Below are 24660 nucleotides of genomic sequence, written 5' to 3' on the forward strand. Positions count from 1 at the left end.
TCACCCCGCCTTCGGTTTTACGCGTCAATCCAGCGTATCCGCAAGCCAGTTGGCGAGCAGGAACTGCGCGATTGCGCCGCGTCGGGCGGGTTTCATAGCCGGGTTCCGGCCTGCGAAGGTTTCGAGCATATCCTCGCGGCTGACCCAGCAGGCATCTTCCAGCTCGTTGCGGTCCAGCGTGATCTCGGTGCCCAGCGCCTCGCCGTGGCAGCCGATCATCAGTGAAGCCGGAAAGGGCCAGGGCTGAGACGACAGATAATGCACGGGGCCAACGCGCACGCCCGCCTCCTCGGCCACTTCGCGGCGCACGGCGGCCTCGATGGTTTCGCCCGGCTCCATAAACCCGGCGAGCAGCGAATACATGCCCTCTGGCCAGCCCGGCGAGCGGCCCATCAGGACGGAGTTGCCGTGGGTGATGAGCATGATCACCACCGGGTCGGTGCGCGGAAAGTGATGCGCCCCGCAGGATGGGCAGCGCCGCTCCCACCCGCCACAGGCAACCTCGCTCGCGGCACCGCATTTGGCGCAGAATCCGTGCGTGCCGTGCCAACCGGTGATTGCCCGTGCCGTGGCTGCAATTTCGGCATCAAGCGGGGTGATCCGGGCCATGGTTGCGCGGAGCTCGACAAAGCGCGCGCCCTCCAGCCCCGGGTAGATCTGCTCGGACCGGTCGAGGAAACTGTCGGGCGCTTCGAGGATTTCGTTTGGCTCCCAGCCGGAGATATCGCGGGCAAACCATGCGGTCCCGTCGGGCGCCTCACCCAGAAAGACCCGGAGCGCGGAATGGGCCAACACTTCGGCCCCGGCAGGCTGCGGGGCCAGCACAGGGGCCTCTTCCTCCCCCTGCATCAGCGGCTTGCCGCGCCAGAGCGGCAGGTGCCGGGCGGTTTCGCTTGCTGCCAGAGCATCGAGCGCGGCGGCATCGCTGCGCAGATCGGCGCGCCGGTCGAGCCCGCCACCACCGAATGTGACCTGTTCCGCGTGGCGCATCAGCGCGCCCTCCCTAACCTGCCTCTCACTGACCGATGTTCTGGCATGCGCGTCACCGGGGCGCAAACCCACGCAACGAGAGGTTGCGTATGTGTTTGACATTCACGCCGGAGGTGCGGCAGGTGGCGCATTGTTGTATCTGCCCTGCATCGGGCCAAAACCAAACACCTGAGCGCCACAGCTTCCGCCCGACCGTCTATGCCCGAACCCCACCATGACCGACCCCTGCAGCACAACGAAGTGAAGCTGAGGTTTCTGGCGACATCCGATCTACACATGCATCTGCTGGCTTACGACTACCACGCAGATGCCCCGAACAGCGGTGTCGGACTGGCCCGGGTTGCCAGCTTGATCGAGACCGCGCGGACTGAGGTGCCGGGGTCTGTGCTCTTCGACAATGGGGATTTTCTCCAAGGAACACCACTGGGCGACTTTGCGGCCACCGAACGGCCCACAGGGGCGCCGCACCCGATGATCACGGCGATGAACGTGCTAGGGTACGACGCTGTAGGGCTGGGCAATCACGAGTTCGACTACGGGCTGGAGGTGCTGGAACAGGCGCTGGCGGATGCAAGGTTTCCGGTGATTTCGGCAAACGCCCTGCGGCAGCGCGGGGCGCAGGTTTCTCAGGACATTCCGCTTGTTCGCCCTTGGGTCATGCTGGAGCGAAAGCTGACTGACGCCGTTGGCAAGACACGTGACCTGCGCATCGGCGTTTTGAGCGTGTTGCCCCCGCAAACCACGCTTTGGGCGGGTGCGCAGCTCGAGGGCAGGCTACAGACACGCTGCATGATCGAGACCGCCAGTCACCACGTGCCTGCCCTGCGCGCGGCGGGTGCGGAGGTTGTGGTGATGCTCGCGCATTGCGGCCCAAGCTCGCAGCCAGAGGAGGCTGGCATGGAGGATGCCCTGCTACCGCTCGCCCGGATTGACGGCGTTGACGCACTGATCGCGGGCCATATGCACCGCCTTCTGCCCGGCCCGGATTATGCCGGGCTAGAGGGGGTCGAGGCCGAAACGGGGAGGGTCTGCGGCAAGCCGGCTGTGATGCCAGGCATCGGCGGCAGCCATCTCGGAGTAATTGACTTCACGCTGAGGCGCGGCTCAGCGGGTTGGAAAGTAGCTGAAAGCCGGGCGGAGCTGCGCCCGATCGCACGGCGCGGGGCATCGGGGCCTGAGGCTCTGGTGGCAGACCACGCGCCTCTGGTTTCTGCCGTGGCCGCCGATCACGCTGCGACGCTGGAGAGCATCCGCCTTCCCGTAGGCGAGACCGCGATCGCGTTACAGAGCTACACCAGCTTTCTGGGACTTTGCCCGGTCACTCATGCGATCAATTCCGCGCAGGCATGGTACGTAAGGCAGGCGCTGGGCGATATGTCCGAGCCGGTGCTTTCGGCAGCGGCCCCTTTCAAGGCTGGCGGGCCATCGGGCGCCGAGAACTACATCGACATCCCGCCCGGCCCGCTCAGCCATCGCGATCTCTCGGCGATCTACCCTTTTCCAAACGCCATCCGAGCCATCCGGATCACCGGCGCTGAACTGCGTTGCTGGCTCGAGCGGTCTGCGGCGGCGTTCAATATGCTCACGCGCGACACGCCAGACCAGGCTCTGCTGGACCCGGACTTCCCCGCCTATGATTTCGATGTGATCTCAGGCCTTGAGTGGGCGCTCGACCTCTCCCGCCCTGCTCTCGCGCAACACGGCGGCCGGGTCAGAGACCTCACGCACAACGGAGAACCAGTGACCGATGACCAGCGGTTCGTTGTCGCGACGAACAGCTACCGTCTGGGCGGCGCTGGATTGCACGCTCCGCTCGCGGGGGCGGAGGTGTTGCTTTCGGAGCCGGTCAGCAGCCGGGAAGTGCTGGTTCGGTTTCTTGAGTCCGAAGGCCGGCTGCAGGGACCGGTGCCGCGCGGCTGGCGTTTCGAGGGGATTGAGAGTTGCGAAGCCCTGTTTGAGACCGGCCCCGGCGTCGCCAGCTATCTGGAGGCGCTTCGTGAGACCTGCGCTCTCACGATATCTCCAGAGGGCCAATCGTCGGACGGGTTCGCCAGACTGCGCGTGCGCTTTTGACTGCACCTTTCGATCCTCTGGCCCCCACCCGCGACACGCGCTAGGGAGAGGTCGCAGGTAACGGGAGACCCCATATGCGCAAGATCGTCTGGCTCATCGCTCTTCTGGCCATCGCGGCCCTTGTCGCAGCCTTCACAAAGCCGAGCCAGGCCGCCGTTGAGGCCGAATTGAAGGCGCTTTTTCTGCAACGGCTTGCCAGCACAAACCCGAGCGACCAGGAGAACGGCGGCGCCTTTGCCCTGACGATGATGTGCAAGGCCGACCACGACGCCTGCTACGAGATCGTCCGCGCCGGATTGGATGTGAGCTACGACGACCGCACGCTGTATGCGGCGATCGACGTTTCGGGCTTTGGCGAGAGCATTCGCTGCTACGGGGCCTTCACCCGGTTCTTCTGCAACGGCGAGATCCCAGTTCAAAACGGCTGATCTTGCGAATCCCGCTTTGCCGCCCTACATAGCGCCTTGAGAGGTTGGCGCGGGCGAGCGCCTCGCCAACCCGGTCAGGTCCGGAAGGAAGCAGCCGTAACGAGCCCCGCTTGGGTCGTTGTCCAGCCTCTCACCTGAGTATATGCGAGAAACGCATATGCGAACCGCGGCAGGCGTATCGCGCAGCGATATGCCGAGAGTGCCGCAACGCATCCGCCAGCCCCGATCTAAAGATTGTCCACCACCCTCTCCGGGTGCGCCTCGGCATAATCTGCCAGAATACCCGCAATCTCCTCGCTGCCAGTGAAAAGCAAATACCCACGATAAAGCGGCAGGCCCGCCTCCAGCGCCAGCCGAACGCAGCCCAAATGGTCGCGCACGGCGCGGTCGGGCGCATTGGCGGCACCGTGAAGCGTGGTGCCGAGCAGGTCACCGCCATATTGGTTTTTGTGCTCAAGGTCCGGGCCGAGGGAGAGCAGGAAGGCCATGATCTCGGATAGCCCCTCCCACCCTGCGATCTGCACCGGCGGAACGCCCATGTCATCGGAGCGGTCCCATTCCATCCCGGCGGCCACGAGCGCCTTCACCCGTGGCAGGGCGCCGGGCAGGTGGATGATGCCGCGCAGCAAGGTACGCGTCTCGGGTGAAAGCTCTTCGGGCACCAGCCGCCCGGTGGGCACGCGGCCCTCGGCGGCTTCTGCGATGATCGCATCCGGCCCGCTCAGCGCCGTCTCGCCGCCCGCCTCGGCGATGACCTGCGCCACCTCGGCATTGCCGAAAACCCGTGCCGTCGCATAGGGGCTGCGCCCGTCCCACGGTGCGGTGAGCGATGCACCGGCTTCTATCAGCAGCCGCGCCACCGCGCCGGAGCGCATCCGCCGCGCCGCCTGATGCAAGGCAGAGGCCTTCATCGGCGGCTCGCCGGATGGGTGTGCGGCAACACCTTCGTTAGGGTCCGCCCCGGCGTCGAGGAGCATCCGCACCGGCTCGATATCCTCGAAATCCAGCGCCCGCAGCAGCGCGTTGGTGCCTTCGTTCGTCGCCCCGGCCTCCAGCAGCATCGCCAGGCCTTCGGTGTGGCCCAGCTCGGTTGCGTGATAGAGCGACTCGCCGTCATTCGGGTCGGCCCCGTGGTCCAGAAGCCAGCGGCCCAGCGCCATGTTGTTGCCGTGGCCGATAGCCCCGTAGAGCGGTGACAGCATGTGGCCGGAGCCACCGGGCTCGGGCTTTCCGGCATTCACATCGGCCCCATGTGCCAACAGCAGGTCGGCGAGGGCGCGCATATTCTCCCCCGTGCCGTCGCCATGCACCCAGCGCGAGAACGCGAGGTGGCAGAGCGGCGGCGCGCCTTCGACCTCGCGGGTGGCCGCCTCCGGGTCTGCCGCCAAAGCCGCCTGCCAATAGGGCAGATCGTAGAGCGCTGCGGCCACGCCCGGATCGGCCCGCGCCAGATCCGGCGCAGCGACAAGCACCTCACGCACCGCCCAGTGAAAGCCGTTCTCCAGCGCCTCGCGTAGCCGCCTCAACCGCTGCTCGGGCGTGGCCGCGTGGAGCTCGATCCGCAGCTTCAGCCTCGGCCAGCTTTCGGCGCCCTCCTCGCGGGCGATGACGTGGAGCGCATCTACGTGGCGTAGCGTGGCCAACCGGTCGGGCGGAAGCACCGCAGCGGCACGGGCCAGCGCTTCGGCCTCGCCAGCGGCATGGGCCTTCTTCAGCCGTTTGGCGGCACGGCGATAGCGATCGATATCAGAGGTCATGATTCAGGTTTCCCTTGTTCAGGGCCCGATGGTCCGCACGGGCTGGGCCACAAGAAAAACCGGTATCGGTCTTGTCGCTTCAGGGGGCTTTCCAGCTTTCCGCGGACCGGGGATGCCGCCCTGCGCGGCACGGTCAGGCTAGCGGGTGTCGCGGGACATAGGCAAGACCCGGGTGCCGCGCTAGATTGCCTCCATGCAGGATGGATGCCCGGAAAACCCCGATACGAAGACCGAATGGGCCGAGAACCGCACCGACTGGGCGGAAGATCGCACGCTGCAGGCCAACGAACGCACCTTTGCCGGATGGATGCGGACCGGCCTCGGCTCAGTTGCGGTGGCGATCGGGCTCAAGGCGGTTTTCGGCGATTTTGACCCGACTTGGGCCGCCAAGGCGGTGGCCAGCCTGTTCATCCTCGCGGCGCTGGTGATCTTTTTCTTTGCCCAGCGCAATGCACGGCGCACTCACGCGCGGCTGGAGGACCATGCCGCCGAGCCGCTGACCCATACACATTTTGCCACCATCGCCGCCATCTTTGCCGTGGCGACGCTCGCAGTCGGTTTCGTGCTCTGGTCGCTCTGAGGCATGGACCTTGCCGGGGCCAGCCCCTAGATTGAGCCCGGTCCACCGCAACGAGGCGACATGAGCGAAACTCCGAAATCCGGCTATCAGGTTCTGGCGCGCAAGTACCGCCCGCAAACCTTTGCCGACCTTGTCGGGCAGGAGGCGATGGTGCGTACGCTGCGCAACGCCTTCGAGGCCGACCGGATCGCACAGGCCTTCATCATGACCGGCATCCGTGGGACGGGTAAGACGACGACCGCCCGGATCATCGCCAAGGGGCTGAACTGCGAGCAGGGGCCAACCACCGACCCCTGCGGGACGTGTGATGCCTGCGTGGCCATCGCCGAGGGGCGGCACGTGGACGTGATCGAGATGGACGCGGCCTCGAACACCGGGATCGACGACATTCGCGCCGAAGTGCTTGATACTGTTCACTATGCGCCGGCCAATGCGCGCTACAAAGTCTACATCATTGACGAGGTTCACATGCTGTCGAAGAGCGCGTTCAACGCGCTGCTGAAGACGTTGGAGGAGCCGCCCGCCCACGCCAAGTTCATCTTCGCGACGACCGAGATCCGCAAGGTGCCGGTGACGGTTCTGAGCCGTTGCCAGCGGTTCGATCTGCGCCGGATCGAGCCGGAAGACATGATCGCCCTGATGCGCCGGATCTCCGACGCCGAGGGCGGCAAGATCACCGATGACGCGCTGGCCCTGCTGGCACGGGCCTCGGAGGGCTCGGCGCGGGATGCGACCTCGCTGCTCGATCAAGCGCTTGGGCAAGGCGGTGAGGAGGCTTCGGCCGAAACCGTTCGCGCCATGCTCGGCCTTGCCGACCGGGGCCGGGTGCTGGACCTTTTCGAAATGGTGCTGCGCGGCGATGCCAGCGGGGCGCTGGGCGAGCTGGCGCAGCAGTATGCCGAGGGCGCTGACCCGATGGCTGTGCTGCGCGACTTGGCGGAGGTGACCCATTGGGTCTCTGTCACCCAGATCACTCCAGATGCGGGTGACGATCCGACGATCTCGCCCGACGAGCGGGATCGCGGGCGGGCGCTGGCTGAGAGCATCTCGATGCGGGTGCTGTCGCGGATGTGGCAGATGCTGCTGAAATCGCTGGAAGAAGTGAGCCAGGCGCCGAATGCGATGATGGCGGCGGAAATGGCGATTATCCGACTAACACATGTGTCGGAACTGCCCACGCCTGACGAGCTCATTCGCAAGCTAAAGGACATGCCCCCTCCCCCGCCGCCCGGCCCGGGTGGCGGTGGCGGCAATGGTGTGGCCGCGCCCTCGGCGCAGGCCCCTGCCGTCAGCCATGCCGCTGCGCCGCCCATCTCCGCACCCGCCGGAACACCTCATGGCACTGCTACCGCGCTGGCGGTGGAGCCGGAGGTGGCATTGGCACGCTACGGGCGGTTCGAGGATGTGGTCGAGCTGATCCGCTACCACCGTGACGTGAAGCTGCTGGTGGAGGTGGAAACCACCCTGCGGCTCGCCCGCTACCAGCCCGGGCGGATCGAGTTTGAGCCCACTGAAGATGCCGCGCCTGACCTTGCCGCAAGGCTCGGCGGGCGGTTGCAGACATGGACGGGCGTACGTTGGGGCGTTTCGGTTGTGGGGTCCGGCGGTGGTGAGACCATTGCCGAGGTTCGTGATGCCGAGCGGATGGCGCTGGAGGCGGAGGTGCGCGAGCACCCGCTGGTGCAATCGGTTCTGGCGGAGTTTCCGGGTGCGAAGATCCGCGAGATCCGCACTGTGAAAGAGATCGAGGCGGAGGCCGCCGCAGAGGCGCTTCCGGAAGTGGATGACGAATGGGACCCCTTCGAAGAGGACTGATCCCTTCTATACGCGAAAGGTTACGAGATGCTTAAAGGACTGGGCCAGCTGGGCGATATGGCCAAGATGATGAAGGCCGCGCAGGAGATGCAGGGCAAGATGGCCAAGCTGCAGGAAGAGCTGGCCGAGATGACCGTGGAAGGCGAAAGCGGTGCCGGACTGGTCAAGGCCCGCTGCACCGCCAAGGGCGTGCTCAACGGTCTGGATATCGACCCCTCGATCTTCAACCCCGAGGAAAAGGAAGTGGTCGAAGACCTCATCCTCGCCGCGATCAAGGACGCTCAGGCCAAGGCCCAGGTGAAGGCGCGGCAGGAGATGGAGAAGATCACCCGCGAGATGGGCCTGCCCGAGGGCATGGACCTGCCGCTCTGAACTCTGCCAGCAAAGAGTTAACAGGCGGGTAACGGCATGGCCGGCGACCAAGAAGAGATCGAAGGGCTGATCGCCCTGATGGCCCGGCTGCCCGGGCTCGGCCCGCGCTCGGCCCGGCGGGCGGTGCTCCAGCTCATCAAGAAGCGCGGCCAGTTGCTGGTGCCGCTGGCCGATTCCATGCGCCGGGTTGCCGAAACCGCGCGGGAATGCCTGCGCTGCGGCAACGTGGGCACGGCTGATGTGTGCTCGATCTGCCTAAGCGAAAAGCGGGCCACGGGTGAGCTTTGCGTGGTCGAAGACGTGGCCGATCTCTGGGCGATGGAGCGGGCTGGCGTGTTCAAGGGGCGCTATCACGTGCTGGGCGGCGTGCTGAGCGCGCTAGATGCCGTGGGGCCGGAAGAGCTGCGCATTCCGCGGCTTGCGGAGCGGGTACGCGAGGAGGGCATCAGCGAGGTAATCCTAGCGCTGAACGCCACGGTCGATGGCCAGACCACGGCGCATTACATCGCCGACCAGCTGGAAGACATGGGGCTGACGATCACCTCCCTCGCCCAAGGCGTGCCGGTGGGCGGCGAGCTGGACTACCTTGACGACGGCACCATCGGTGCGGCGCTTCGCGCGAGAAAAAGCCTTTAGATCTGAATCTTGCCGGATTTTTGATTGAGTACGAATTTGCGCCGTTGACTTACCTGAGTATTTTTGTCAGATACACGCCAACAGCGCGCCAGAGGCCACTCCAGCAAGACGCTAATGGAATCTAAGGGTTCCGGAGTGGCCTGTGGGAAGGATCGGGCAAGGATGCCGCGCTCCCGCCGCCACTTCGGAAACGAGGGCGCAAGCGATGGACAGGTTTTTTCGTGAACTCTTGACGATGGACCACGCTGCCAAACCGCATGGAGTGGGGCTGAACCCCGCCCTGCGGCGCGCGCTCGAGCAGGCGGCGGGCGAAGGGCCCGCCGGGACGGAGGCCAATATCGTTTCCCTCGGCCTTCCCTCCCGATTCGCCGGGTCACAACCTGCCGCGAGCGAGGCACGGCTGGCACAGGATGGCGATCTCCTTCGTTTTCCCAGGCAGGCAGCCGATAAAGCTGCTTCGCCGAAGGAGATCGCCAGCTCCGGCAAGGCCTAGCCTGCAAGCCCCTCGCACACCTCAGGCCCCCAGTCGACAACCGCCCAGCCCGCCTTGCGGAGGACGCCGTTATCGTAGACCTGAACGTAATCCCAGACTTCGCCTCCTGCCTGCTCATTCTCGTGCGAGAACAGCACCACATCACCCAGCTCCAAAGTAAAAAGCGTTTCTGCAGAATGGCTTGTGCCGGTGCGCAGGCTCAGTGGCCCACCCTTCCAACCGATGCACCCGGACTCGCTCTCGGAGCGGATGGGCAGCACGGTGAGGCGGCGGCGGATCGCGAGGTCGGGGATGTCGAGCGAGGTGCGGTTGGGATCGATCACGCAGCCCTCTTCGGCGGCTTTCACACGGTCCAGTCGGGCGCTTTGGGCGGCCGTCAGATCGGGCGACTTGGTCGTGCAGCCTTCGTTGCCGAAGATGGCCTGCCCGAGCGATGAGCTGAAGCAGTAGCCGGCCTCGTGGAAGATCGCATTGCGAGTGAACCAGAGTTCATCGCAGGTGCCATCGCCGGCAAAGGCGGGGGATGCGGCAAGGAAAACAAAGGTATAGAGGCGCATGGCAAAGAAAATCCCGGCAGAATGACTGCCGGGATGGTCGGCCTGTATGGCCTTCAATTCAAGAGTGTTTGCCCGGATCAGGGCTGCTCGTCGTCGGAGCCGCTCTCGTCGTCGGGGAGGTTAAAGAAGCTGTCGGCGTCGAGCACGTTCTCTTCTTTCTTCTCTTCCTCCTCGTCGTTTCCGGTGAGGGTGAAGGTCTCGAGGCCCGAGATCGCCGAGGGGATCTTGGGCTCCGGCTCGGCGGTCAGGCTCTGCTCGGTGGAGAGCAGCTTGCGGCGCTCGTCGTCCGAGATCGCCTCGCCTTCGCGGGCTTTCTTGGCGGCGGCCTTCTGCACGGCGGCGTCCAGCTCGGTCTGCTTGCAGAGGCCGAGGGCGACCGGGTCAATCGGTTGAATATTCTGGATATTCCAGTGGGTCCGCTCGCGGATCGCCTGAATGGTCGGCTTGGTGGTGCCCACCAGTTTGCCGATCTGGCCGTCGGTCAGTTCGGGGTGGAACTTGACCAGCCAGAGGATCGAGGCCGGGCGGTCCTGCCGCTTGGAAAGCGGGGTGTAGCGCGGGCCGCGGCGCTTTTCTTCGCCCACGGCGGCCTGGTTGAACTTGAGCTTCAGCTTGTGGCGCGGGTCTTTTTCGCCAGCGTCGATCTCGTCTTGGGTCAGCTGGTTGTTGGCGATCGGGTCAAAGCCCTTCACGCCCTGCGCCACGTCGCCATCGGCGATGCCCTGAACTTCCAGCTCGTGCAGCCCGCAGAACTCGGCGATCTGGGTGAAGCTGAGCGTGGTGTTGTCCACCAGCCAGACGGCGGTGGCCTTTGCCATAAGGGGTTTGTTCATCGGTAGGGACTCCTTGAGCACGACTTTCCCGACGCCGGAAAGGCGACCCCGGGTTTTGGCGGGGTGAGTTCACGTTGTCGGGGAACTTGGGGGGCTGTATAGGGAAAACCGATCAGGAAAGGAAGGGCGAATGCGGGCTTGGATCGCGGCGATACTGCTTGGGCTGGCCGGGCCGGCATGGGCCGAGGGCGAGCGGGCCGGTGACTTTGACTACTACGTGATGAGCCTTTCATGGTCGCCCAACTGGTGTGCGCTGGAAGGCCGGGCCAAGGGCTCGCCGCAGTGCGACCGGGGCCGTGGATATGGCTGGGTGCTGCATGGGCTCTGGCCGCAATACGAGCGGGGCTGGCCGAGTTTTTGCCGCACCGTCGAGCGCGACCCAAGCAGAAGCGATACCGCGCAGATGGCTGATATCATGGGAACTTCCGGCCTTGCTTGGTATCAGTGGAAGAAGCACGGGCGCTGCGCTGGCCTCTCCTCCGCCGCCTATTTCGCCACCGCCCGAGAGGCCTATGGGAGCGTGACCCGGCCAGAGGTGTTCCGGAAGTTGAAAGACCCGATCACCCTGCCCGCCTCAGTGGTCGAAGAGGCGTGGCTGAAGGACAACCCCGACCTCGGTGCCGACATGCTGACGGTGACTTGCAAGGCGGGGCGGATTCAGGAGGTGCGGATCTGCCTCACCAAGGATCTGGAGCCGCGCGATTGCGGGCGGGACGTGGTGCGGGACTGTACGATGCGGGATGCCGGGTTCGAGCCGATCCGTTGATTTGGCGGCAGGGTTAACGGGCCCCATCGATTCGGCTTTTGGCCATACACATTTGATGCACAACTGATGCACATCCCATGCATACGCAAAACGCCTGCCTTGTGTACGGGCGGTCCGTGACAACAAGGCACGCCCGCACAACGCGATACTAACCGCGCCATGCAGGCGCCTTGTTCAGACCGGAAACGACTCACCGAGCGGCGGGTCAGCCTCGGCCTCGGCGGAGGGATCAGGCTCCGATACCCAGGCCTCTGCCTCGCGACGGCGAGAGAGCGGGAAGCAGCGGACCGGCGCCGGGATGAGTGGCGCGAAAAGGCGCACGGCGTGTGTGACCCAGTCGGCATCCGTCACCAGAGCGATGCGGGAGAAATCGTGCAGGTGGCTCAGGCCAAGCCGGGCATCGCTGATGGCGGCGCCGGTGGTGAAACCTTCGAAGTCGTCCTCGAGTACGTAGAGCAGACGAATGTGCGCGTGGCGGGCAAGCCGAGCCTCGAGTTCGGGGCGCAGAACCTCCTCGTAGGCGGCTGCGTCAATCGTGCCGTGGCCGGATACGGCGAGCACCTCGGGCGGGGTATCGGGCAGTATGGTGAAACCGTCGGGCATGGGGCCTCCTTTCGGTGGGTCAACGCGCGTTGCCCGCAATCAGTTTGCCCCAATGCGAAAACCGGCGCGACCCCCCTTGCAATGGCCGGACGGGGCGGTTAGATGACGGCTCCACGCGCTGGTAGCTCAGTTGGATAGAGTACTTGACTACGAATCAAGGGGTCGGGGGTTCGAATCCTCCCCAGCGCGCCACTTCCCCCTGAAATCCGACTGAGTGTTTGCGGACCGGCGTGTGTGCCGGTGTGCCTTTCGTGCGCTTGGGGTGGTCGGCTATTTGCGCCCTACCCCGCCTTCAGCATCATCTCTGCCGCTTTCTCTGCGATCATCGTCACGGGCGCGTGTGTGTTGCCGGATGGGATGGTGGGCATGATGGAGGCGTCGGCGATGCGCAGGCCGGTGAGGCCGTTGAGGCGCAGCTCGGGGTCCACCACGGCGCCCGGGTCGCTGCCCATGCGGGCGGTGCCGACCGGGTGGAAGATAGTGGTGCCAAGGTCGCCTGCCGCTTTCAGCATCTCGTCTTCGCTTTGCACCTCCGGGCCGGGTTTGATCTCGCGCGGTTGAAGGCCTTGCAGCCCGGCGGTGGCCATCAGGCGGCGGGCGTGGCGCAGGCTGTCAACGGCGACGATCTGGTCGGCGCGGGCGGAGAGGTAATTGGGGCGGATCTCGGGCGCCGTATCGGCGGTGGGCGCCGTGGCGTGAATGGTGCCGCGGCTCTCGGGGCGCAGGTTGCAGACGGATATGGTGACGCCCGGGTCACGGTCCAGCGGCTGGCCGAAGGCCTCCAGCGTGAGCGGCTGGATGTGATACTCGATGTTGGCCCGGTCGAACTCCGGCCCGGAGCGGGTGAAGATGCCAAGCTGGCTGGGGGCCATCGACATCGGGCCGGAGCGGCGCAGGGCATATTCCAGCGCGATCTGCGCCTTGCCGAAGAGCGTGCGCATCCGGTCGTTCAGGGTGAGCGCGCCGGTGATGCGGTAGACGGTGCGGATTTGCAGGTGGTCCTGCAGGTTCTCGCCCACGCCGGGGGCCTCCAGCGCCACGGGGATGCCAAGCGATTGCAGCAGCTCAGGCTGGCCGATGCCCGAGAGTTCCAGCAGTTGGGGGGTGTTCACCGCGCCTGCCGCCAGCACGATCTCGCCCTTCGCGCGGGCGTGCATCAGCCGCCCGTTCTGGCGGTAGATCACGCCATCGGCCCGGCCCTCGGAGAGGGTCAGGCGCTGGGCGTGGGCGTGGGTCTCGATGCGCAGGTTAGGGCGGGTGCGGACCGGCTTGAGGAAGGCCTTGCGGGCGTTCCACCGCCAGCCGCCGCGCTGGTTGACCGGAAAGTAACCGACGCCCTCGTTATCGCCATCGTTGAAGTCGTGGCTCTCCGGGATGCCCATTTCCTGCGCCGCCTCGGCGACCGCGTCGAGCACCGGCCAGTGGAGTCGCTGCTCGGTCACGTCTAGCTCGCCGCCGGTGCCGTGGGCCGGGCTGGCGCCGGCGAGGTGGTTCTCGGACTTGCGGAAGAGCGGCAGCACGTCGTCCCAGCCCCAGCCGGTGCAGCCCGCCTGCCGCCACTGGTCATAATCGGCGGCCTGCCCGCGCATGTAGATCATGCCGTTGATCGAGGAACAGCCGCCCAGCACCTTGCCGCGCGGATAGGCGAGGCTCCGGCCATTCAGCCCCGGCTCTTCTGCGGTGCGATAGCACCAGTCGAGCCGCGGGTTGCCCATGGCGTAGAGGTAGCCGACCGGGATGTGGACCCAGTGGTGATGGTCGGAGCCACCGGCCTCCAGCAGCAACACGCGGTGGGCCGGGTTGGCGGAGAGGCGGTTGGCCAGCACGCAGCCTGCAGAGCCCGCGCCCACGACGATGTAGTCGTATTCGCCTGCGTCGGTTGTCTCGGTCATCTGGCCTCCCCTGTATTCACGGGCATTACGGCAGAACCGGGGGCGTTTGGCTAGTCGGGGTGGTGGGTCGAGTCCCGGCCAAGGGCGGCGAGGATGGCATCGAGCCCATCGGTCAGCGCGGCGGGGCCGGGCTGGAGGATGATGGGCGATTTGATCTCGTGGATGCGGCCGTTGTCGACGGCGGGGATGGTGTGCCAGCCGGGACGGGAGATGATGCGCTCGGGGCGGACCTTCTTGCCGCACCATGAGGCGAGGATCACATCGGGGGCGGCGTCGATGACCTGCTGAGGCGTGATGATGCGGTTCTTGGCGGCCTGCTCGCGGGCGAGATGGGCGAAGCAGTCGGTCGCGCCGGTGGCCTCGATCAGCTCGGAGACCCAGCCGATGCCGGAGATCATCGGCTCGTCCCATTCTTCGAAATAAACCTTGAGGCCACGGGCGGGGGCCTCGGCGCGCAGGGTATCGAGCCGGGCGCGGTAGCTGCGCGTCAAGGCCTGCGCCTTTTCCTCGCATAGGGTGAGGGCGCCGAGGGTTTCGATCATGTCGAAGATGCCCGCGAGGCCGCGCTGGTTGAAGCCGTAGACGGCGACGCCTTCGCGCAGGAGGGCGGCGGCGATATCGGCCTGAAGATCCGAGAAGGTGAGCACGAGGTCGGGGCGCAAAGCCGTGACCTTGGGGATGTCGGCGGAGGTGAAGGCGGAGACGCGGGGCTTTTGCTGGCGCACGCCGGGCGGGCGGACGGCGTAGCCGGAGACGCCGACGATGCGATCCTGCTGGCCGAGGAGGTAGAGGGTTTCGACCGTTTCCTCGGTCAGGCAGACGATGCGCTCGGGCGGGAAGGGCATCAGGTGAGGCCCGTGGGGGTGAAGAGCGCGCCGTGATCGGTGAAGACGAAGCTGCCGGTGATGTGGAAGACCTCTGCCAGCAGCTGCGGCGTGAGCACCTGCTCGGGCGGGCCATCGGCGGCGATGCGGCCCTCGTGCAGCACCACGAGGCGGGTGCAGTGGCGGGCGGCGAGGGAGAGATCGTGCAGCGAGGCGAGCACGGCGCGGCCCTCGGTGGTAAGCTGGGCGAAGAGCTGCATGGTGGCGATCTGGGCGGCCGGGTCGAGGCCGGCGATGGGCTCGTCGGCCAGCAGCAGCGGGGTCTCCTGCGCCAGCGCGCGGGCGATGAGTGCCCGGGCCTGCTCACCGCCGGAGAGGCGGGTGGCGCGGCGGTGGGCGTGGGGCGTGAGGGCCATCTGGTCGATGGCCTTGGCGACGGCTGTGGCGTCGGCCTCGGAAGGCGCGTGGGGGGTGCGGCCGAGGGTAACGAGGGTTTCGACCGTCAGGTCCCAGGCGATCTCGCGGGACTGGGGGAGGAAGGCGGCCGCGCGGGCGCGCTGGGTGGGCGTGAGGGCCGCGAGGGAGGAGGTGCCGGTGGCGGGCAGCAGGCCCTGGGCGGCGCGCAAAAGCGTGGTCTTGCCCGCGCCGTTGGGGCCGATGAGGCCGATGAACTCGCCCGGGGCGACGGTGAGGGACACATCGCGCAGGGTTTCACGCCCGTTCTGGCGGGTGACGGAGAGGCTCTGGAGGGTCAGGGTCATAGGCGGCCCCGCAGGCGCCAGACGAGGTGAAAGAAGAAGGGCGCGCCGATGAGGGCGGTGACCACGCCGAGCTTGAGGTCGCGTTCGGGGAAGACGAGGCGGGTGGCGGTGTCTGCCGCCAGCAGGAGGGCCGCGCCGCCGAGGGCGGAGGCGATGAGGAGGGTCGAGGGGCGGTGGCCGGTGAGTGGGCGCAGCAGGTGCGGCACGACGAGGCCGACGAAGCCGATGGCGCCCGCGACGGCGGTGCCAGCGCCGACGGAGGCCGCAACGCCGAGGACAAGGGCCCGGCGCAGGCGGTGCAGGCGGGTGCCCATGGAGGCGGCGGCGTCTTCGCCCAGCGTCAGCGCGTCGAGGCCGCGCCCGAGCGGGAGGATCAGGGCCATGCCTGCGATGATGAAGGGGGCGGCGAGGGCGACGTGGGTCATCGAGCGGTCGGCGACGGAGCCCATCATCCAGAAGACGATCTCTGCCGCCGCGTAGGGCGAAGGGGAGAGGTTGAGCACGAGGCTGGTAAGGGCGGCGGCGAGGGCCGAGAGGGCGACGCCGGCGAGGATCAGCGTGAGCGCGGTGCCACGCGGGCCTGCGAGGGCGAGGAGCGCGAGGGTGGCGATAGCCGCGCCGGAGAGGGCGGCGGCGGGGAGCGCGAAGGCGTAGGCGGCGGCGAGGCCGGTCTGGATGGAGATGACGGCGCCGAGGGCCGCGGTGGCGGAGACGCCGATGAGGCCGGGCTCGGCGAGCGGGTTGCGCAGGTAACCCTGCATCGCGGCACCGGAGAGGCCCAGGGAGGCGCCGATGAGGGCGGCGAGCAGGGCACGGGGCAGGCGGATTTCGCGCATGACCATGGTGGCCGGGCCGTCGGATTGGGTGACGAGGGCGGAGAGCGCCTCGGGGATGGGGAGCGAGGCCGGGCCGGTGGTGAGGGAGGCGAGGAAGAGGACGACGGTGAGGGCACCGAGGGCGGTGTAGAGGCGCGCGGGTGTCATGGGTGGGCCTCGGGGTGGAGGCATTGGGGGGCGGCCTGACACAGGTTGCAGGAGCCGCGCTGAGACAGGATGCGGCTGGCGTGGGGGAGACGGGACACATCCCAGCCTATAGTCATTTCATCGTCTCCCGGATCGCGGCCAGCCGCTCGACGGTATCGAGCACGGCGGGGGTACCGCAGGTCCAGTCGCTGTCGTGGAGGGTGTCGGTGGCGACCTGATCGCGCAGGGCCGCGACGACCGGGTGGGCGAGGATCTCTTCGGCGCGGCTCTTGGGTGCGCCGGGACGGGCGGCGATGAGCAGGTCGGGCGAGGCGGTGGCGAGGGTTTCGAGCGGCACGACGCCACCGTAGGGCAGGCCCATCTCTTCGGCCAGCAGCGCGAAGCCCGCCGCCTTGACCATCTGGCCCGGCAAGGTGGCATCTCCGGCGGAGTAGCCGTTGGCGGCATAGAGCGCGGCGAGGGGCGCGGGGCCGGTTGGCGCGGGAATGGCGGCGAGGCGGGCGTCGAAAGCGGCGACCTCGGCCTGCGCCTCGGCCTCGCGGCCCAGCAGGGTGCCCATGCGGAGGATGTTGGCGCGGATGTCGGAGAGGGTTTCGGCGGGGGTGAAGACCTCGACCGTCAGGCCGAGTCGTTGGAGCATGCGAAGGGTATCGGGCGCGGTGAAGCTGCCTGCCAGCACCAGATCGGGCGCGAGCAGGTAGACCTCTTCGGCGCGGGCGGAATTGCCCGGCAGGGCGCGGGCGGCCTCGGCCATCGCCCCCTCATCGCGTTGCAGCATGCGGGTGACCGACACCAGCTGGCCCGGTGCCGCGAGGGCGAGGGCCAGCTGGTCGGTGCAGAGGTTGATCGACACCACCCGCTCGTGCGGTGCGGCGAGGGCCATGACGGCCCCCGCCAGCCAGAGCGCGAGCGCACTGGCGAGGTGCTTAGAACTTGGCACGGAGGCCGAGGTAGAAGGCGCGGTCGGACTGGCCGTAACCGTTGACGGTTTGGTACTCGACATCGCCGATGTTCTCGATCCGGAAGTAGGCTTCGGCGCTGTCGCTCACATCGTAGGTGACCATGGCGTTTACCACCGTGTAGTCATCGCCCTCGATGGTGGCGAAGGTCTGTGCGTCGACGTCGAGCGTATCGGCAACGTGCTGGAGTTCACCGATGATGTTCCAGCGCGGTGCGATCTCGGCCTCGAGACCGAGCACGAGGTTGTGACGCGGCACGCGCAGTTCGCGCAGGTCGTTCTCATCCACGCTTTCGGTGTAGGTGTAGTTTCCGAAGAGCGACACCTTGTCGGACAGGGCCTTGCGGCCCGACAGCTCGATCCCCTTGCTCACAGAGGTGCCGGGCACCTGCGTGTAGACGAAGAAGGCATCGGAGCCGATCATGTCATCGACCTCTGTGTAGAACAGCGTGGCTTTGACGAAATCGTCGCCGCCCAGCCGCTTTTCGATGCCCAGCTCGGCGCTGCGCGAGGTTTCGGGCGTCAGGGTGTCGTTGCCGTAGATCGGTGCGTAGAGCTCGTAGAGCGAGGGGGCGCGGAAGCCGGTTGCCAGCGCGGCCCGCACGATCATATCTTCCTGCGGGCGCCAAGCCAGTGCCAGACGACCGGTGGTGTGCCCGCCGAAGCGGTTGTGGGCATCGTGGCGCAGGGCAGCGGACACGTCGAGCTCGCTGGAAGCGGCCCAGTTGACCTCGGCGAAGACGCCTGTGGTGTTCTGCTTGCCGGTGGCGGTGATGAAGGTGGACGAGGTGAAGTCTTCTTCCGTGTAGTCGGCACCGAAGTTCAGCTGAACCGAGGGCGACAGCGTGGCTTGGCCGAGGTAGCGCAGCCCGTGGCGCTCGCCCTCGTAGCGGTTGCCCGACACGGCATAGTCGCGCTCGATATCGTAATAGGTGGCCTCGAACTGATGGGTGATGGCCCCGGCGTCGTAGCGGGCGAAGGCGCGCAAGCCGTTCGAGGTGCCATCTGTCTCTTCGGCGGTGTCACCGAAGGGGAAGCCGCCGTCGATGGCGACGGTGCTCTTTTCGGCAAAGCCGGACAGCCCGATGGAGAGGGCATCGGTCAGGTCATATTCGCCGTTGAACGAGAGCCGGACAGACGAGAAGCCATCGGCTTCGGTGTTGCCGTCCTCTTCATCGGCGGACGAAAACCCGCCGAACTCGAGGCGTTCAAGCGTGACGGCGAAGTTGTGCCGCTCGCCGAGGTTGGTGACGGTGGCGGCGAGGCCGAAGCTGTCGTAGCTGCCGATTTCACCGGACAGATAGACGTGGGTGCCCTCTTCGGTGGCACGGCGGCTTTGGAGCGAGATCACCCCGGCCACGGCGGAGGAGCCGTATTGGGCCGATTGCGAGCCCTTCAGCACCTCGATGCGGCCAAGGCCGGAGACGCCCATAAGGCCGAAGTCGTAGGAGGGGGAGGGAGAGGACGGATCGAGCACATCGATGCCGTCGATCTGCACCTTCACGTATTTCTGGTGCAGGCCGCGCATCCGGATGTCGGCGAGGCTGCCCGGCCCGCCCGAGGCGGCCAGCGAAAGGCCCGGCTGGCGGGAGAGGTAGGTGGCGACGGAGCTGTCGCCCGCGTTCTCCAGCTCCTCACGAGTGCTCACCTCGACGGTGGCGCCGGTGCGGTCGGTTTCGGTGCCGTCGGAGAGGTCGGCGGTGACGGTGATGGCTTCGAGGTCGTAGCTTTCCTGCGCGGTGAGCGCAGAGGTGGAGAGCGCGAGGGCTGCGGTGGTGGCGAGGAGGCGGTTCATCTCCAAAGTCCTTCTGCGTCGGGCCGGAGCCCGCTGTGGCGTGGTGTCTTTGGAATGCGAGGCGTTCCGCGGACGGTGCTTTCGTCACCGCTACGGACTGACCGCTCACGCCGTGCGCCCCGCACGGGTTCAGGGTGATCGCCTCGGCAGGTCTCCTGACTTGCGGGTCATCGCGAGTTGGCCGGCCTTCCCGGGGGATGCTCCCCCAGTGGCGCACAGGCCTCGCTCTCCGCTTACAGTTGCGGGGGCAGTCGCGGCCTTGGGGCTTCTGCCCCGCACCACGTTCCCTTTTGCTCCGGGCTTGCGCCCGAACCGAAGCAGAGGCGGGTTAGCGCGGCTCGGGGGAGTCGCGCAAGGGATTTGTTAACGGTTTTGGGCGGCTGGAGCCGTGCTGCGCCACCTTGCCGGGCGGCGCGGCACGGCTTGGGGGAGGGTTACTCCGCCGCGGCCTCGGCCCGCTCTGCCGCGCCCGGCTGGTTCAGCGCTTCGACCTTTTCGCCGCTGCCGGCATTGGTCGCCGCGCGCAGCACGAGGAAGCCCACCACCGCCGAGACGGCGGAGCCCAGCAGCACGCCGAGGCGCACCTCGTTCATCAGGGCGGCATCCGAGAAGGACAGCGAGCCGATGAAGAGCGACATGGTGAAGCCGATCCCGGCGAGGCAGGCGAGGCCGTAGATGTGCATCCAGTTGACCCCGTAGGGCAGCTTGGCGAGCCCGGTCTTGACCATCAGCCATGTAGTGCCGAAGACGCCGACCTGCTTGCCGACGATCAGGCCGAGCGCAACGCCCAGCGGCACCGGATCGAGCAGCGACGAGAGCGACATGCCCTGCAGCACCACGCCGGCGTTGGCGAAGGCGAAGAGCGGCACGATGACGTAGAGGACGTAGGGCGCAAGGCCGTGCTCGATGGAGTGCAGGGGCGACTTGTTCCACTTGTCCTTCAGCGGGATGCAGAAGGCGGTGATCACCCCGGCGAGGGTGGCGTGCACGCCGGACTTGAGCACGAAGACCCACATCACCACGCCGAGCAGAAGGATCGGGGCCACGCGGTGCGCCCCGCGCAGGTTGCGCCAGATCATCAGCGCCAGCGGGATGCAGGCGAGGAAAAGGTAATCGACCTGAAGGTTGGCGGTGTAGAACAGCGCGATGATGAGGATGGCGCCCATGTCATCGAGGATCGCCAGCGTCAGCAGGAAGATCTTGAGCGAGGAGGGCACGCGGGAGCCGAGCAGCGCCAGAACGCCGAGGGCAAAGGCAATGTCGGTCGCCGCCGGAATCGCCCAGCCGCCGATGGTGGCCGGGTTGCCCCAGTTGAAGAACACGTAGACTGCCGCGGGCACCACCATGCCGCCGACCGCTGCCATGCCGGGCAGCACCACGTCGGCGGGGTTCTTCAGCTTGCCCTCCATCAGCTCGCGCTTCAGCTCGAGGCCGATGAGGAAGAAGAAGATGGCCATGAGGCCATCGTTGATCCACAGGAGCGCCGGTTTCTCGATGCCCTCGCCGTTCACCGTGACGCCGATATAGGCGCCCAGAAATTCCTGGTATTCAGGGTTGAGCGAGGAGTTGGCCACCATGAGGGCGGCCACGGCGGAGAGCATCAGCACCACACCGCCGGCGGCATCGGAGCTGAAAAATTCATCGAGTGTTCTGCGGAGCATTCCCTGTCCCTGTTGCGCGTTTAGCTTCCCTACGTAACGAGATGGCAACCCTGCCGGATCAGATCAACCGTGTGAGGCGCGGTGTCGCAGGTTTTTCTCATGTTTTCTGAAAGATCGCGCAGGCCAGATCGGAACGGATGGCGAAACCGAGGCTTTCGTAGAGTTTGATCGCCGCCGGATTGGCCGCGAAGGCGTGGAGGAAGGGCGTGTTGCCGGTGGCCGCGATGGCATGGGCGACGTGGGCCGAGAGCAGGCGGGCAAGGCCCTGCCCCCGCGCCGCGGGGTCGGTGCAGACGCCGGAGATTTCGGTGAAGCCGGGCGCGGCCATGCGGGTGCCGGCCATGGCAATGAGGCGGCCCTCTTGGCGGATGCCCCAGAACGGCCCGAGCTCCAGCGCGCGCAGGGTGAAGGGGCCGGGCTTGGTGGCCTCTGCGAGGGCGAGCATATCGGCGGCATCGGGCGGGCCGAGCGGGGTGATGCGCGGGTCGTCCGGCGCGGGCGGCAGGGTTTGGCTGGTGAGCTGGACGGCATCGGCGCGCAGGGTTTCGGTGAAACCGGGGAGGGCGGCGACCGGGGCGGTTTGCAGGAAGACGGCCAGCTCGCCAGGGGCGGCGAGCGTCGTGAGGTCTTCGGGGTGCGCGGGGTCGATGGCAGCGAAGGGGATGAGGCCGGGATCGTAGCGAAGGGCGGTGCCGTGGCTCTGCGCGAGGTGGGCGTGGGGGCCGGTGAGCGCGGCGCGGGCGGGGGTGTCGAGCGGGTGAGTGGTCATTCGGGAGCTTCCTGCGGGATTGTGGAGACCGTTTGAGCGGAGCACCCGGACGGAATCAAGCCGAAGGCGCCGTGCAGCGCCGACCCGCCCCCCGGTGCGGCGCTGCACGGCTTGTGGTGCGTCGGGGGGTGCGGTCGTATCCTGCCCCCCAAAAACAACAAACCCCCGGGCGGAGCCGCGGGGGTCGTCGTAGGCGGGGGCCGGAGCCCTCGCCGTTCGTGTGCCGATGGGTGCTTAGAGCATCCCCTCGCGCTGGGCCTTCTTCCGAGCCAGCTTCCGCGCACGGCGGATCGCCTCGGCCTTTTCACGGGCTTTCTTCTCGGACGGCTTCTCGAAGTGTTGCTTGAGTTTCATCTCACGAAACACACCCTCGCGCTGAAGTTTCTTCTTCAGAGCACGAAGCGCCTGATCGACGTTGTTGTCACGAACGCTTACCTGCATGTGGTTGTCACCACCTTTCTGATTAGAGTTGCAAGAATTTGCAGGAGGGCGCCGTATAGCAAAGGGCCGGGCATCTGTCTACACTCCTTGAGAAATCGCCCTAAGTAGCCGTGACATGATGGATCACACGCAAGAAAACCCCGCAAAAGCAGCCATTCTCGATGCCGCCCTGCCCCATGTGGCCTTTGACGGATGGTCCGACGAGGCGCTGACCCGCGCGGCCGAGGAGGCCGGGGTGAGTCTGGCGGAGGCGCGGGCGCTGTTTCCGAAAGGGGCGGTCGACCTGGCGCTGGCGTTTCATGCGCGGGGCGATGCGAAGATGCAGGCTGCGCTGGCGGAGGCCGAGCTTGAGGAGATGCGCTATTCGGACCGGATCGCCCATGCGGTGCGGCTGCGGCTGGAAGCCATCGAGGGCGACCGGGAGGCTGTGCGCCGCGCGGCCTCGCTCTTTGCCCTGCCGCAGAATGCCGCCGCGGGCGCAGGCGCGGTCTGGGGCACGGCGGATGCGATCTGGCGGGCGATGGGAGACACCAGCGAAGACCTCAACTGGTATTCCAAGCGGGCGACGCTCTCGGCCGTATACTCCGCCACCCTGCTCTACTGGCTGGGCGACGAGAGCGCAGGCCATGAGGCGACATGGGCCTTTCTGGACCGGCGGATCGCCGATGTGATGCGGGTGGAGAAGCTGAAGGCAGGCCTGCGGAAGAACCCGCTGACCAAGGGGCTGATGGCCGGGCCGGAGTGGCTGGCCAGCCGGGTGCGCGCCCCGCGCAGCACCCCGCCCGCCGACATGCCCGGCCATGTGAGCAAACCCTAGGGCGGGGCTTGCCCTGCCAATCTGACAGACCACCAGAGGACACTTCATGACCCTTCCAGAGACGATGAACGCCGTGGAGATCACCAAGCCCGGCGCGCCGGAGGTGCTGCAACTGGCGCAGGTGCCGGTGCCTGCACCCGGCGCGGGGGAGATCGTGATCAAGGTGGCTTGGGCCGGGGTGAACCGGCCCGACGCGCTGCAACGCGCCGGGGCTTATGACCCGCCGTCCGATGCCTCCCCCCTGCCCGGCCTCGAGTGCTCGGGCGAGGTGGTGGCCGCAGGCGCGGGCGCGCGCTGGGCGGTGGGCGACAAGGTGTGTGCCCTGCTGCCGGGCGGGGGCTACGCGGAATACGTGAAATGCCCCGCCGCCCATGCGCTGCCGGTGCCCGAGGGCATGGGGATGAAGGAGGCGGCCTGCCTGCCGGAGACGTTCTATACGGTTTACTCCAACGTCTTCATGCGAGGCGGGCTGAAGGCGGGGGAGGTGTTTTTGATCCACGGCGGCTCGTCGGGGATCGGCACCACGGCGATTCAGCTGGCCACGGCCTTTGGCGCGCGGGTCTTTGCCACGGCGGGCTCGAAGGAAAAGTGCGACGCCTGTCTTGAGCTCGGCGCGGAGCGGGCAATCAATTACCGCGAAGAGGACTTCGTGGAGGTGCTGAAGGCCGAGGGCGGGGCGAACCTCGTGCTCGACATGGTGGGCGGCAGCTACATTCCGCGCAACGTGCAGGCCTTGGCGATGGACGGGCGGATGGTGCATATCGCCTTCCTTTCCGGCCCGAAGGCGGAGCTGAACTTTGCGCAGGTGATGGCGCGGCGGCTGACGATCACCGGCAGCACGCTGCGGCCACAGTCGGTAGCGGCGAAAGCGGAGATCGCGGCGGAGCTGGAAGCGAAGGTATGGCCGTTGCTGGCCTCGGGCCGGGTCGCGCCGGTGATGGATTCGACCTTTCCGTTGGCCGATGCGGCCAAGGCCCACGCGCGGATGGAAAGCTCGGAGCATATCGGGAAGATCGTTCTGGAGGTCGCTGGCGGGTGAGCCCATACCGCCCTGCCCCGCCTGACAGGCCACCGCAGACGCTGGCCGCGCTGCGGGACTGGATGGTGGCGGAGGGGGCGAACTTTGGCAGCTATGCGCTGGACGGGCGGGCGATTGGCGAAGGCCATGCGGTGCGCCATGACGGGACGGAGTGGCTTTGGGGCTACGAGGAGCGCGGTGCGTGGCGGGAACTGGCGCGGTTTGGCTCTGAGGCGGAGCTGGCTGCCCATGCCTATGCCCAGATTGCGGGTGATGCCTGGGCCTGGACGCACCCGCTGATCATGACGCCGGATCGGGACGAGGCGCGGCGGGTGGAACTGGCCTGCCGGGAGCGGGGCGAGCCGGTGTTTCGCGACAGTGTTCCCTACGGCGGGCCGCAAGACTTGCGGCATCGGGTGTTCGTGTTCGGCCGCGCGATCGAGCGGGTGCAGGATTTGAAGCCGAAGGTTTGGTTCTAGCGCGGGGCGCGGGCCGGGCTTGCCTAGAGGGTCGGTGCCTTCAACGGGCCGATCGCCTGTTCGATGCAGACGCGCAGGGCAGCATAAGAGCCTTCAGCGATGCCATAGGCGGTGCACTCGCGGCGCAGGTCGGGTGGCAGGGTCGGCCACAGGCTGCGCAAGACGCCGAAGGAGAGCGCCTGACCCTGCATGCACATCTCGAAAGCCACGTCGGCATCTTCCAGCCCCTCGGCGCTGCGCTGGCACTGTGGGGCCACGTCGATCTGCGGAAAGTCCTCGGCGGCGGAAAGGGGCGATGCGGCGAGAAGGGCGATTGCGGTGATGCGGGCTGTGGCTCTCATCGCGGCTTCCCTCCCTCT

General features: G+C 67.0%; 26 protein-coding genes, 1 tRNA gene, 1 other RNA gene and 1 riboswitch. Of the genes, 13 read left to right on the plus strand and 15 right to left on the minus strand.

The window, feature by feature from the left end; translation table 11 throughout:
- Window positions 1-24: 24 nt before the first annotated feature.
- Complete coding sequence (nudC, locus tag ACUXVX_RS20875) at window positions 25-990, minus strand: NAD(+) diphosphatase (protein ID WP_446309797.1); 966 nt, start codon at window positions 988-990, stop codon at window positions 25-27.
- A gap of 276 nt (window positions 991-1266) precedes the next feature.
- Between nudC and ACUXVX_RS20880 the strand changes: the two genes are divergently transcribed.
- The 3 genes from ACUXVX_RS20880 (at window position 1267) to ffs (ending at window position 3627) form a co-directional block, all read left to right on the plus strand.
- Window positions 1267-3063, plus strand: a complete 1797-nt coding sequence (locus ACUXVX_RS20880) for a bifunctional 2',3'-cyclic-nucleotide 2'-phosphodiesterase/3'-nucleotidase (protein WP_446309798.1) — start codon at window positions 1267-1269, stop codon at window positions 3061-3063.
- A gap of 74 nt (window positions 3064-3137) precedes the next feature.
- Complete coding sequence (locus ACUXVX_RS20885; protein ID WP_446309799.1) at window positions 3138-3491, plus strand: hypothetical protein; 354 nt, start codon at window positions 3138-3140, stop codon at window positions 3489-3491.
- Between the two features lie 37 nt (window positions 3492-3528).
- Window positions 3529-3627, plus strand: an RNA gene (gene ffs, locus ACUXVX_RS20890) — signal recognition particle sRNA small type.
- Between the two features lie 91 nt (window positions 3628-3718).
- Here the strand turns inward: ffs and ACUXVX_RS20895 are convergent.
- Complete coding sequence (locus ACUXVX_RS20895; RefSeq protein ID WP_446309800.1) at window positions 3719-5248, minus strand: ankyrin repeat domain-containing protein; 1530 nt, start codon at window positions 5246-5248, stop codon at window positions 3719-3721.
- A gap of 193 nt (window positions 5249-5441) precedes the next feature.
- On the opposite strand from ACUXVX_RS20895, the gene ACUXVX_RS20900 reads away from it, so the two are divergent.
- The 5 genes from ACUXVX_RS20900 to ACUXVX_RS20920 all read left to right on the plus strand — a co-directional run bounded on the left by ACUXVX_RS20900 (window position 5442) and on the right by ACUXVX_RS20920 (window position 9144).
- Entirely contained in the window at window positions 5442-5828 is a 387-nt protein-coding gene (locus ACUXVX_RS20900; RefSeq protein WP_222496750.1) for a YidH family protein, read from the plus strand.
- Between the two features lie 60 nt (window positions 5829-5888).
- Complete coding sequence (locus ACUXVX_RS20905; RefSeq protein WP_446309801.1) at window positions 5889-7643, plus strand: DNA polymerase III subunit gamma/tau; 1755 nt, start codon at window positions 5889-5891, stop codon at window positions 7641-7643.
- Window positions 7644-7670: 27 nt separating this feature from the next.
- Window positions 7671-8015: a YbaB/EbfC family nucleoid-associated protein gene (locus tag ACUXVX_RS20910; protein ID WP_222471764.1), complete on the plus strand. Its 345-nt coding sequence runs from the start codon at window positions 7671-7673 to the stop codon at window positions 8013-8015.
- 36 nt (window positions 8016-8051) lie between these two features.
- Window positions 8052-8651, plus strand: coding sequence for a recombination mediator RecR (gene recR, locus ACUXVX_RS20915; RefSeq protein ID WP_222471763.1), 600 nt, complete (start codon window positions 8052-8054; stop codon window positions 8649-8651).
- Window positions 8652-8856: 205 nt separating this feature from the next.
- Window positions 8857-9144, plus strand: a complete 288-nt coding sequence (locus ACUXVX_RS20920; RefSeq protein WP_446309802.1) for a hypothetical protein — start codon at window positions 8857-8859, stop codon at window positions 9142-9144.
- Here ACUXVX_RS20920 and ACUXVX_RS20925 read toward each other — a convergent pair.
- Window positions 9141-9701: a DUF4453 domain-containing protein gene (locus tag ACUXVX_RS20925; RefSeq protein WP_446309803.1), complete on the minus strand. Its 561-nt coding sequence runs from the start codon at window positions 9699-9701 to the stop codon at window positions 9141-9143. The two genes, ACUXVX_RS20920 and ACUXVX_RS20925, sit on opposite strands and share 4 nt — an antisense overlap.
- A 77-nt stretch (window positions 9702-9778) precedes the next feature.
- Window positions 9779-10534 carry a DUF1013 domain-containing protein gene (locus tag ACUXVX_RS20930; protein ID WP_222496755.1) on the minus strand — a complete coding sequence of 252 codons (756 nt, stop codon included), beginning with the start codon at window positions 10532-10534 and terminating at the stop codon, window positions 9779-9781.
- A gap of 130 nt (window positions 10535-10664) precedes the next feature.
- Here ACUXVX_RS20930 and ACUXVX_RS20935 point away from each other — a divergent pair, with 130 nt between their 5' ends.
- The gene (locus ACUXVX_RS20935; RefSeq protein WP_446309804.1) at window positions 10665-11300 is read left to right on the plus strand and encodes a ribonuclease T2 family protein; all 636 of its coding nucleotides are present in this window, start codon (window positions 10665-10667) and stop codon (window positions 11298-11300) included.
- Window positions 11301-11474: 174 nt separating this feature from the next.
- Here the strand turns inward: ACUXVX_RS20935 and ACUXVX_RS20940 are convergent, their stop codons facing one another.
- Window positions 11475-11903 (minus strand): STAS/SEC14 domain-containing protein, encoded by a 429-nt coding sequence (locus ACUXVX_RS20940; protein ID WP_446309805.1) that lies wholly within the window; start codon window positions 11901-11903, stop codon window positions 11475-11477.
- A 115-nt stretch (window positions 11904-12018) separates the two neighbouring features.
- Between ACUXVX_RS20940 and ACUXVX_RS20945 the strand changes: the two genes are divergently transcribed.
- Window positions 12019-12095: transfer RNA gene (locus ACUXVX_RS20945), tRNA-Arg, on the plus strand.
- Window positions 12096-12184: 89 nt separating this feature from the next.
- Here ACUXVX_RS20945 and ACUXVX_RS20950 read toward each other — a convergent pair.
- The 9 genes from ACUXVX_RS20950 to rpsU form a co-directional block, all read right to left on the minus strand.
- Window positions 12185-13795: a GMC family oxidoreductase gene (locus ACUXVX_RS20950; RefSeq protein ID WP_446309806.1), complete on the minus strand. Its 1611-nt coding sequence runs from the start codon at window positions 13793-13795 to the stop codon at window positions 12185-12187.
- A gap of 50 nt (window positions 13796-13845) precedes the next feature.
- Window positions 13846-14640: a cobalamin-binding protein gene (locus ACUXVX_RS20955; RefSeq protein ID WP_446309807.1), complete on the minus strand. Its 795-nt coding sequence runs from the start codon at window positions 14638-14640 to the stop codon at window positions 13846-13848.
- Window positions 14640-15380 (minus strand): ABC transporter ATP-binding protein, encoded by a 741-nt coding sequence (locus ACUXVX_RS20960; RefSeq protein ID WP_446309808.1) that lies wholly within the window; start codon window positions 15378-15380, stop codon window positions 14640-14642. The genes ACUXVX_RS20955 and ACUXVX_RS20960 overlap by 1 nt, the downstream gene beginning before the upstream one ends.
- Entirely contained in the window at window positions 15377-16363 is a 987-nt protein-coding gene (locus ACUXVX_RS20965) for a FecCD family ABC transporter permease (RefSeq protein ID WP_446309809.1), read from the minus strand. The genes ACUXVX_RS20960 and ACUXVX_RS20965 overlap by 4 nt, the downstream gene beginning before the upstream one ends.
- Before the next feature lie 112 nt (window positions 16364-16475).
- A complete protein-coding gene (locus tag ACUXVX_RS20970) occupies window positions 16476-17246 on the minus strand; it encodes an ABC transporter substrate-binding protein (protein WP_446309810.1) in 771 nt (256 codons plus the stop codon).
- 43 nt (window positions 17247-17289) lie between these two features.
- Window positions 17290-19116, minus strand: a complete 1827-nt coding sequence (locus tag ACUXVX_RS20975) for a TonB-dependent receptor plug domain-containing protein (protein WP_446309811.1) — start codon at window positions 19114-19116, stop codon at window positions 17290-17292.
- A 128-nt stretch (window positions 19117-19244) separates the two neighbouring features.
- A riboswitch (cobalamin riboswitch) is annotated at window positions 19245-19448 on the minus strand.
- Between the two features lie 102 nt (window positions 19449-19550).
- The gene (gene nhaA, locus ACUXVX_RS20980; protein WP_222496764.1) at window positions 19551-20777 is read right to left on the minus strand and encodes a Na+/H+ antiporter NhaA; all 1227 of its coding nucleotides are present in this window, start codon (window positions 20775-20777) and stop codon (window positions 19551-19553) included.
- A 97-nt stretch (window positions 20778-20874) separates the two neighbouring features.
- Window positions 20875-21546: a GNAT family N-acetyltransferase gene (locus ACUXVX_RS20985; RefSeq protein ID WP_446309812.1), complete on the minus strand. Its 672-nt coding sequence runs from the start codon at window positions 21544-21546 to the stop codon at window positions 20875-20877.
- 234 nt (window positions 21547-21780) lie between these two features.
- Window positions 21781-21987, minus strand: coding sequence for a 30S ribosomal protein S21 (gene rpsU / locus ACUXVX_RS20990; protein ID WP_008207378.1), 207 nt, complete (start codon window positions 21985-21987; stop codon window positions 21781-21783).
- A gap of 118 nt (window positions 21988-22105) precedes the next feature.
- On the opposite strand from rpsU, the gene ACUXVX_RS20995 reads away from it, so the two are divergent.
- The 3 genes from ACUXVX_RS20995 to ACUXVX_RS21005 are packed head-to-tail and all read left to right on the plus strand — an operon-like array spanning window position 22106 to window position 24301.
- The gene (locus ACUXVX_RS20995) at window positions 22106-22804 is read left to right on the plus strand and encodes a COQ9 family protein (protein ID WP_446311577.1); all 699 of its coding nucleotides are present in this window, start codon (window positions 22106-22108) and stop codon (window positions 22802-22804) included.
- A 46-nt stretch (window positions 22805-22850) separates the two neighbouring features.
- Complete coding sequence (locus ACUXVX_RS21000; RefSeq protein ID WP_446309813.1) at window positions 22851-23843, plus strand: NAD(P)H-quinone oxidoreductase; 993 nt, start codon at window positions 22851-22853, stop codon at window positions 23841-23843.
- Complete coding sequence (locus ACUXVX_RS21005; protein ID WP_446309814.1) at window positions 23840-24301, plus strand: hypothetical protein; 462 nt, start codon at window positions 23840-23842, stop codon at window positions 24299-24301. The genes ACUXVX_RS21000 and ACUXVX_RS21005 overlap by 4 nt, the downstream gene beginning before the upstream one ends.
- Before the next feature lie 23 nt (window positions 24302-24324).
- Here the strand turns inward: ACUXVX_RS21005 and ACUXVX_RS21010 are convergent, their stop codons facing one another.
- Complete coding sequence (locus tag ACUXVX_RS21010) at window positions 24325-24642, minus strand: hypothetical protein (protein ID WP_446309815.1); 318 nt, start codon at window positions 24640-24642, stop codon at window positions 24325-24327.
- Between the last annotated feature and the right edge of the window lie 18 nt (window positions 24643-24660).

It is taken from the genome of Vannielia sp. SX4, from assembly GCF_052828525.1.

Excerpts from the sequence above, each read along its gene's own strand:
- nudC (WP_446309797.1), bottom strand. The coding sequence starts at position 990 with ATGCGCCACGCGGAACAGGTCACATTCGGTGGTGGCGGGCTCGACCGG.
- ACUXVX_RS20880 (WP_446309798.1), top strand. The coding sequence starts at position 1,267 with ATGCATCTGCTGGCTTACGACTACCACGCAGATGCCCCGAACAGCGGT.
- ACUXVX_RS20885 (WP_446309799.1), top strand. The coding sequence starts at position 3,138 with ATGCGCAAGATCGTCTGGCTCATCGCTCTTCTGGCCATCGCGGCCCTT.
- ACUXVX_RS20895 (WP_446309800.1), bottom strand. The coding sequence starts at position 5,248 with ATGACCTCTGATATCGATCGCTATCGCCGTGCCGCCAAACGGCTGAAG.
- ACUXVX_RS20900 (WP_222496750.1), top strand. The coding sequence starts at position 5,442 with ATGCAGGATGGATGCCCGGAAAACCCCGATACGAAGACCGAATGGGCC.
- ACUXVX_RS20905 (WP_446309801.1), top strand. The coding sequence starts at position 5,889 with ATGAGCGAAACTCCGAAATCCGGCTATCAGGTTCTGGCGCGCAAGTAC.
- ACUXVX_RS20910 (WP_222471764.1), top strand. The coding sequence starts at position 7,671 with ATGCTTAAAGGACTGGGCCAGCTGGGCGATATGGCCAAGATGATGAAG.
- recR (WP_222471763.1), top strand. The coding sequence starts at position 8,052 with ATGGCCGGCGACCAAGAAGAGATCGAAGGGCTGATCGCCCTGATGGCC.
- ACUXVX_RS20920 (WP_446309802.1), top strand. The coding sequence starts at position 8,857 with ATGGACAGGTTTTTTCGTGAACTCTTGACGATGGACCACGCTGCCAAA.
- ACUXVX_RS20925 (WP_446309803.1), bottom strand. The coding sequence starts at position 9,701 with ATGCGCCTCTATACCTTTGTTTTCCTTGCCGCATCCCCCGCCTTTGCC.
- ACUXVX_RS20930 (WP_222496755.1), bottom strand. The coding sequence starts at position 10,534 with ATGAACAAACCCCTTATGGCAAAGGCCACCGCCGTCTGGCTGGTGGAC.
- ACUXVX_RS20935 (WP_446309804.1), top strand. The coding sequence starts at position 10,665 with ATGCGGGCTTGGATCGCGGCGATACTGCTTGGGCTGGCCGGGCCGGCA.
- ACUXVX_RS20940 (WP_446309805.1), bottom strand. The coding sequence starts at position 11,903 with ATGCCCGACGGTTTCACCATACTGCCCGATACCCCGCCCGAGGTGCTC.
- ACUXVX_RS20950 (WP_446309806.1), bottom strand. The coding sequence starts at position 13,795 with ATGACCGAGACAACCGACGCAGGCGAATACGACTACATCGTCGTGGGC.
- ACUXVX_RS20955 (WP_446309807.1), bottom strand. The coding sequence starts at position 14,640 with ATGCCCTTCCCGCCCGAGCGCATCGTCTGCCTGACCGAGGAAACGGTC.
- ACUXVX_RS20960 (WP_446309808.1), bottom strand. The coding sequence starts at position 15,380 with ATGACCCTGACCCTCCAGAGCCTCTCCGTCACCCGCCAGAACGGGCGT.
- ACUXVX_RS20965 (WP_446309809.1), bottom strand. The coding sequence starts at position 16,363 with ATGACACCCGCGCGCCTCTACACCGCCCTCGGTGCCCTCACCGTCGTC.
- ACUXVX_RS20970 (WP_446309810.1), bottom strand. The coding sequence starts at position 17,246 with ATGGCCCTCGCCGCACCGCACGAGCGGGTGGTGTCGATCAACCTCTGC.
- ACUXVX_RS20975 (WP_446309811.1), bottom strand. The coding sequence starts at position 19,116 with ATGAACCGCCTCCTCGCCACCACCGCAGCCCTCGCGCTCTCCACCTCT.
- nhaA (WP_222496764.1), bottom strand. The coding sequence starts at position 20,777 with ATGCTCCGCAGAACACTCGATGAATTTTTCAGCTCCGATGCCGCCGGC.
- ACUXVX_RS20985 (WP_446309812.1), bottom strand. The coding sequence starts at position 21,546 with ATGACCACTCACCCGCTCGACACCCCCGCCCGCGCCGCGCTCACCGGC.
- rpsU (WP_008207378.1), bottom strand. The coding sequence starts at position 21,987 with ATGCAGGTAAGCGTTCGTGACAACAACGTCGATCAGGCGCTTCGTGCT.
- ACUXVX_RS20995 (WP_446311577.1), top strand. The coding sequence starts at position 22,106 with ATGGATCACACGCAAGAAAACCCCGCAAAAGCAGCCATTCTCGATGCC.
- ACUXVX_RS21000 (WP_446309813.1), top strand. The coding sequence starts at position 22,851 with ATGACCCTTCCAGAGACGATGAACGCCGTGGAGATCACCAAGCCCGGC.
- ACUXVX_RS21010 (WP_446309815.1), bottom strand. The coding sequence starts at position 24,642 with ATGAGAGCCACAGCCCGCATCACCGCAATCGCCCTTCTCGCCGCATCG.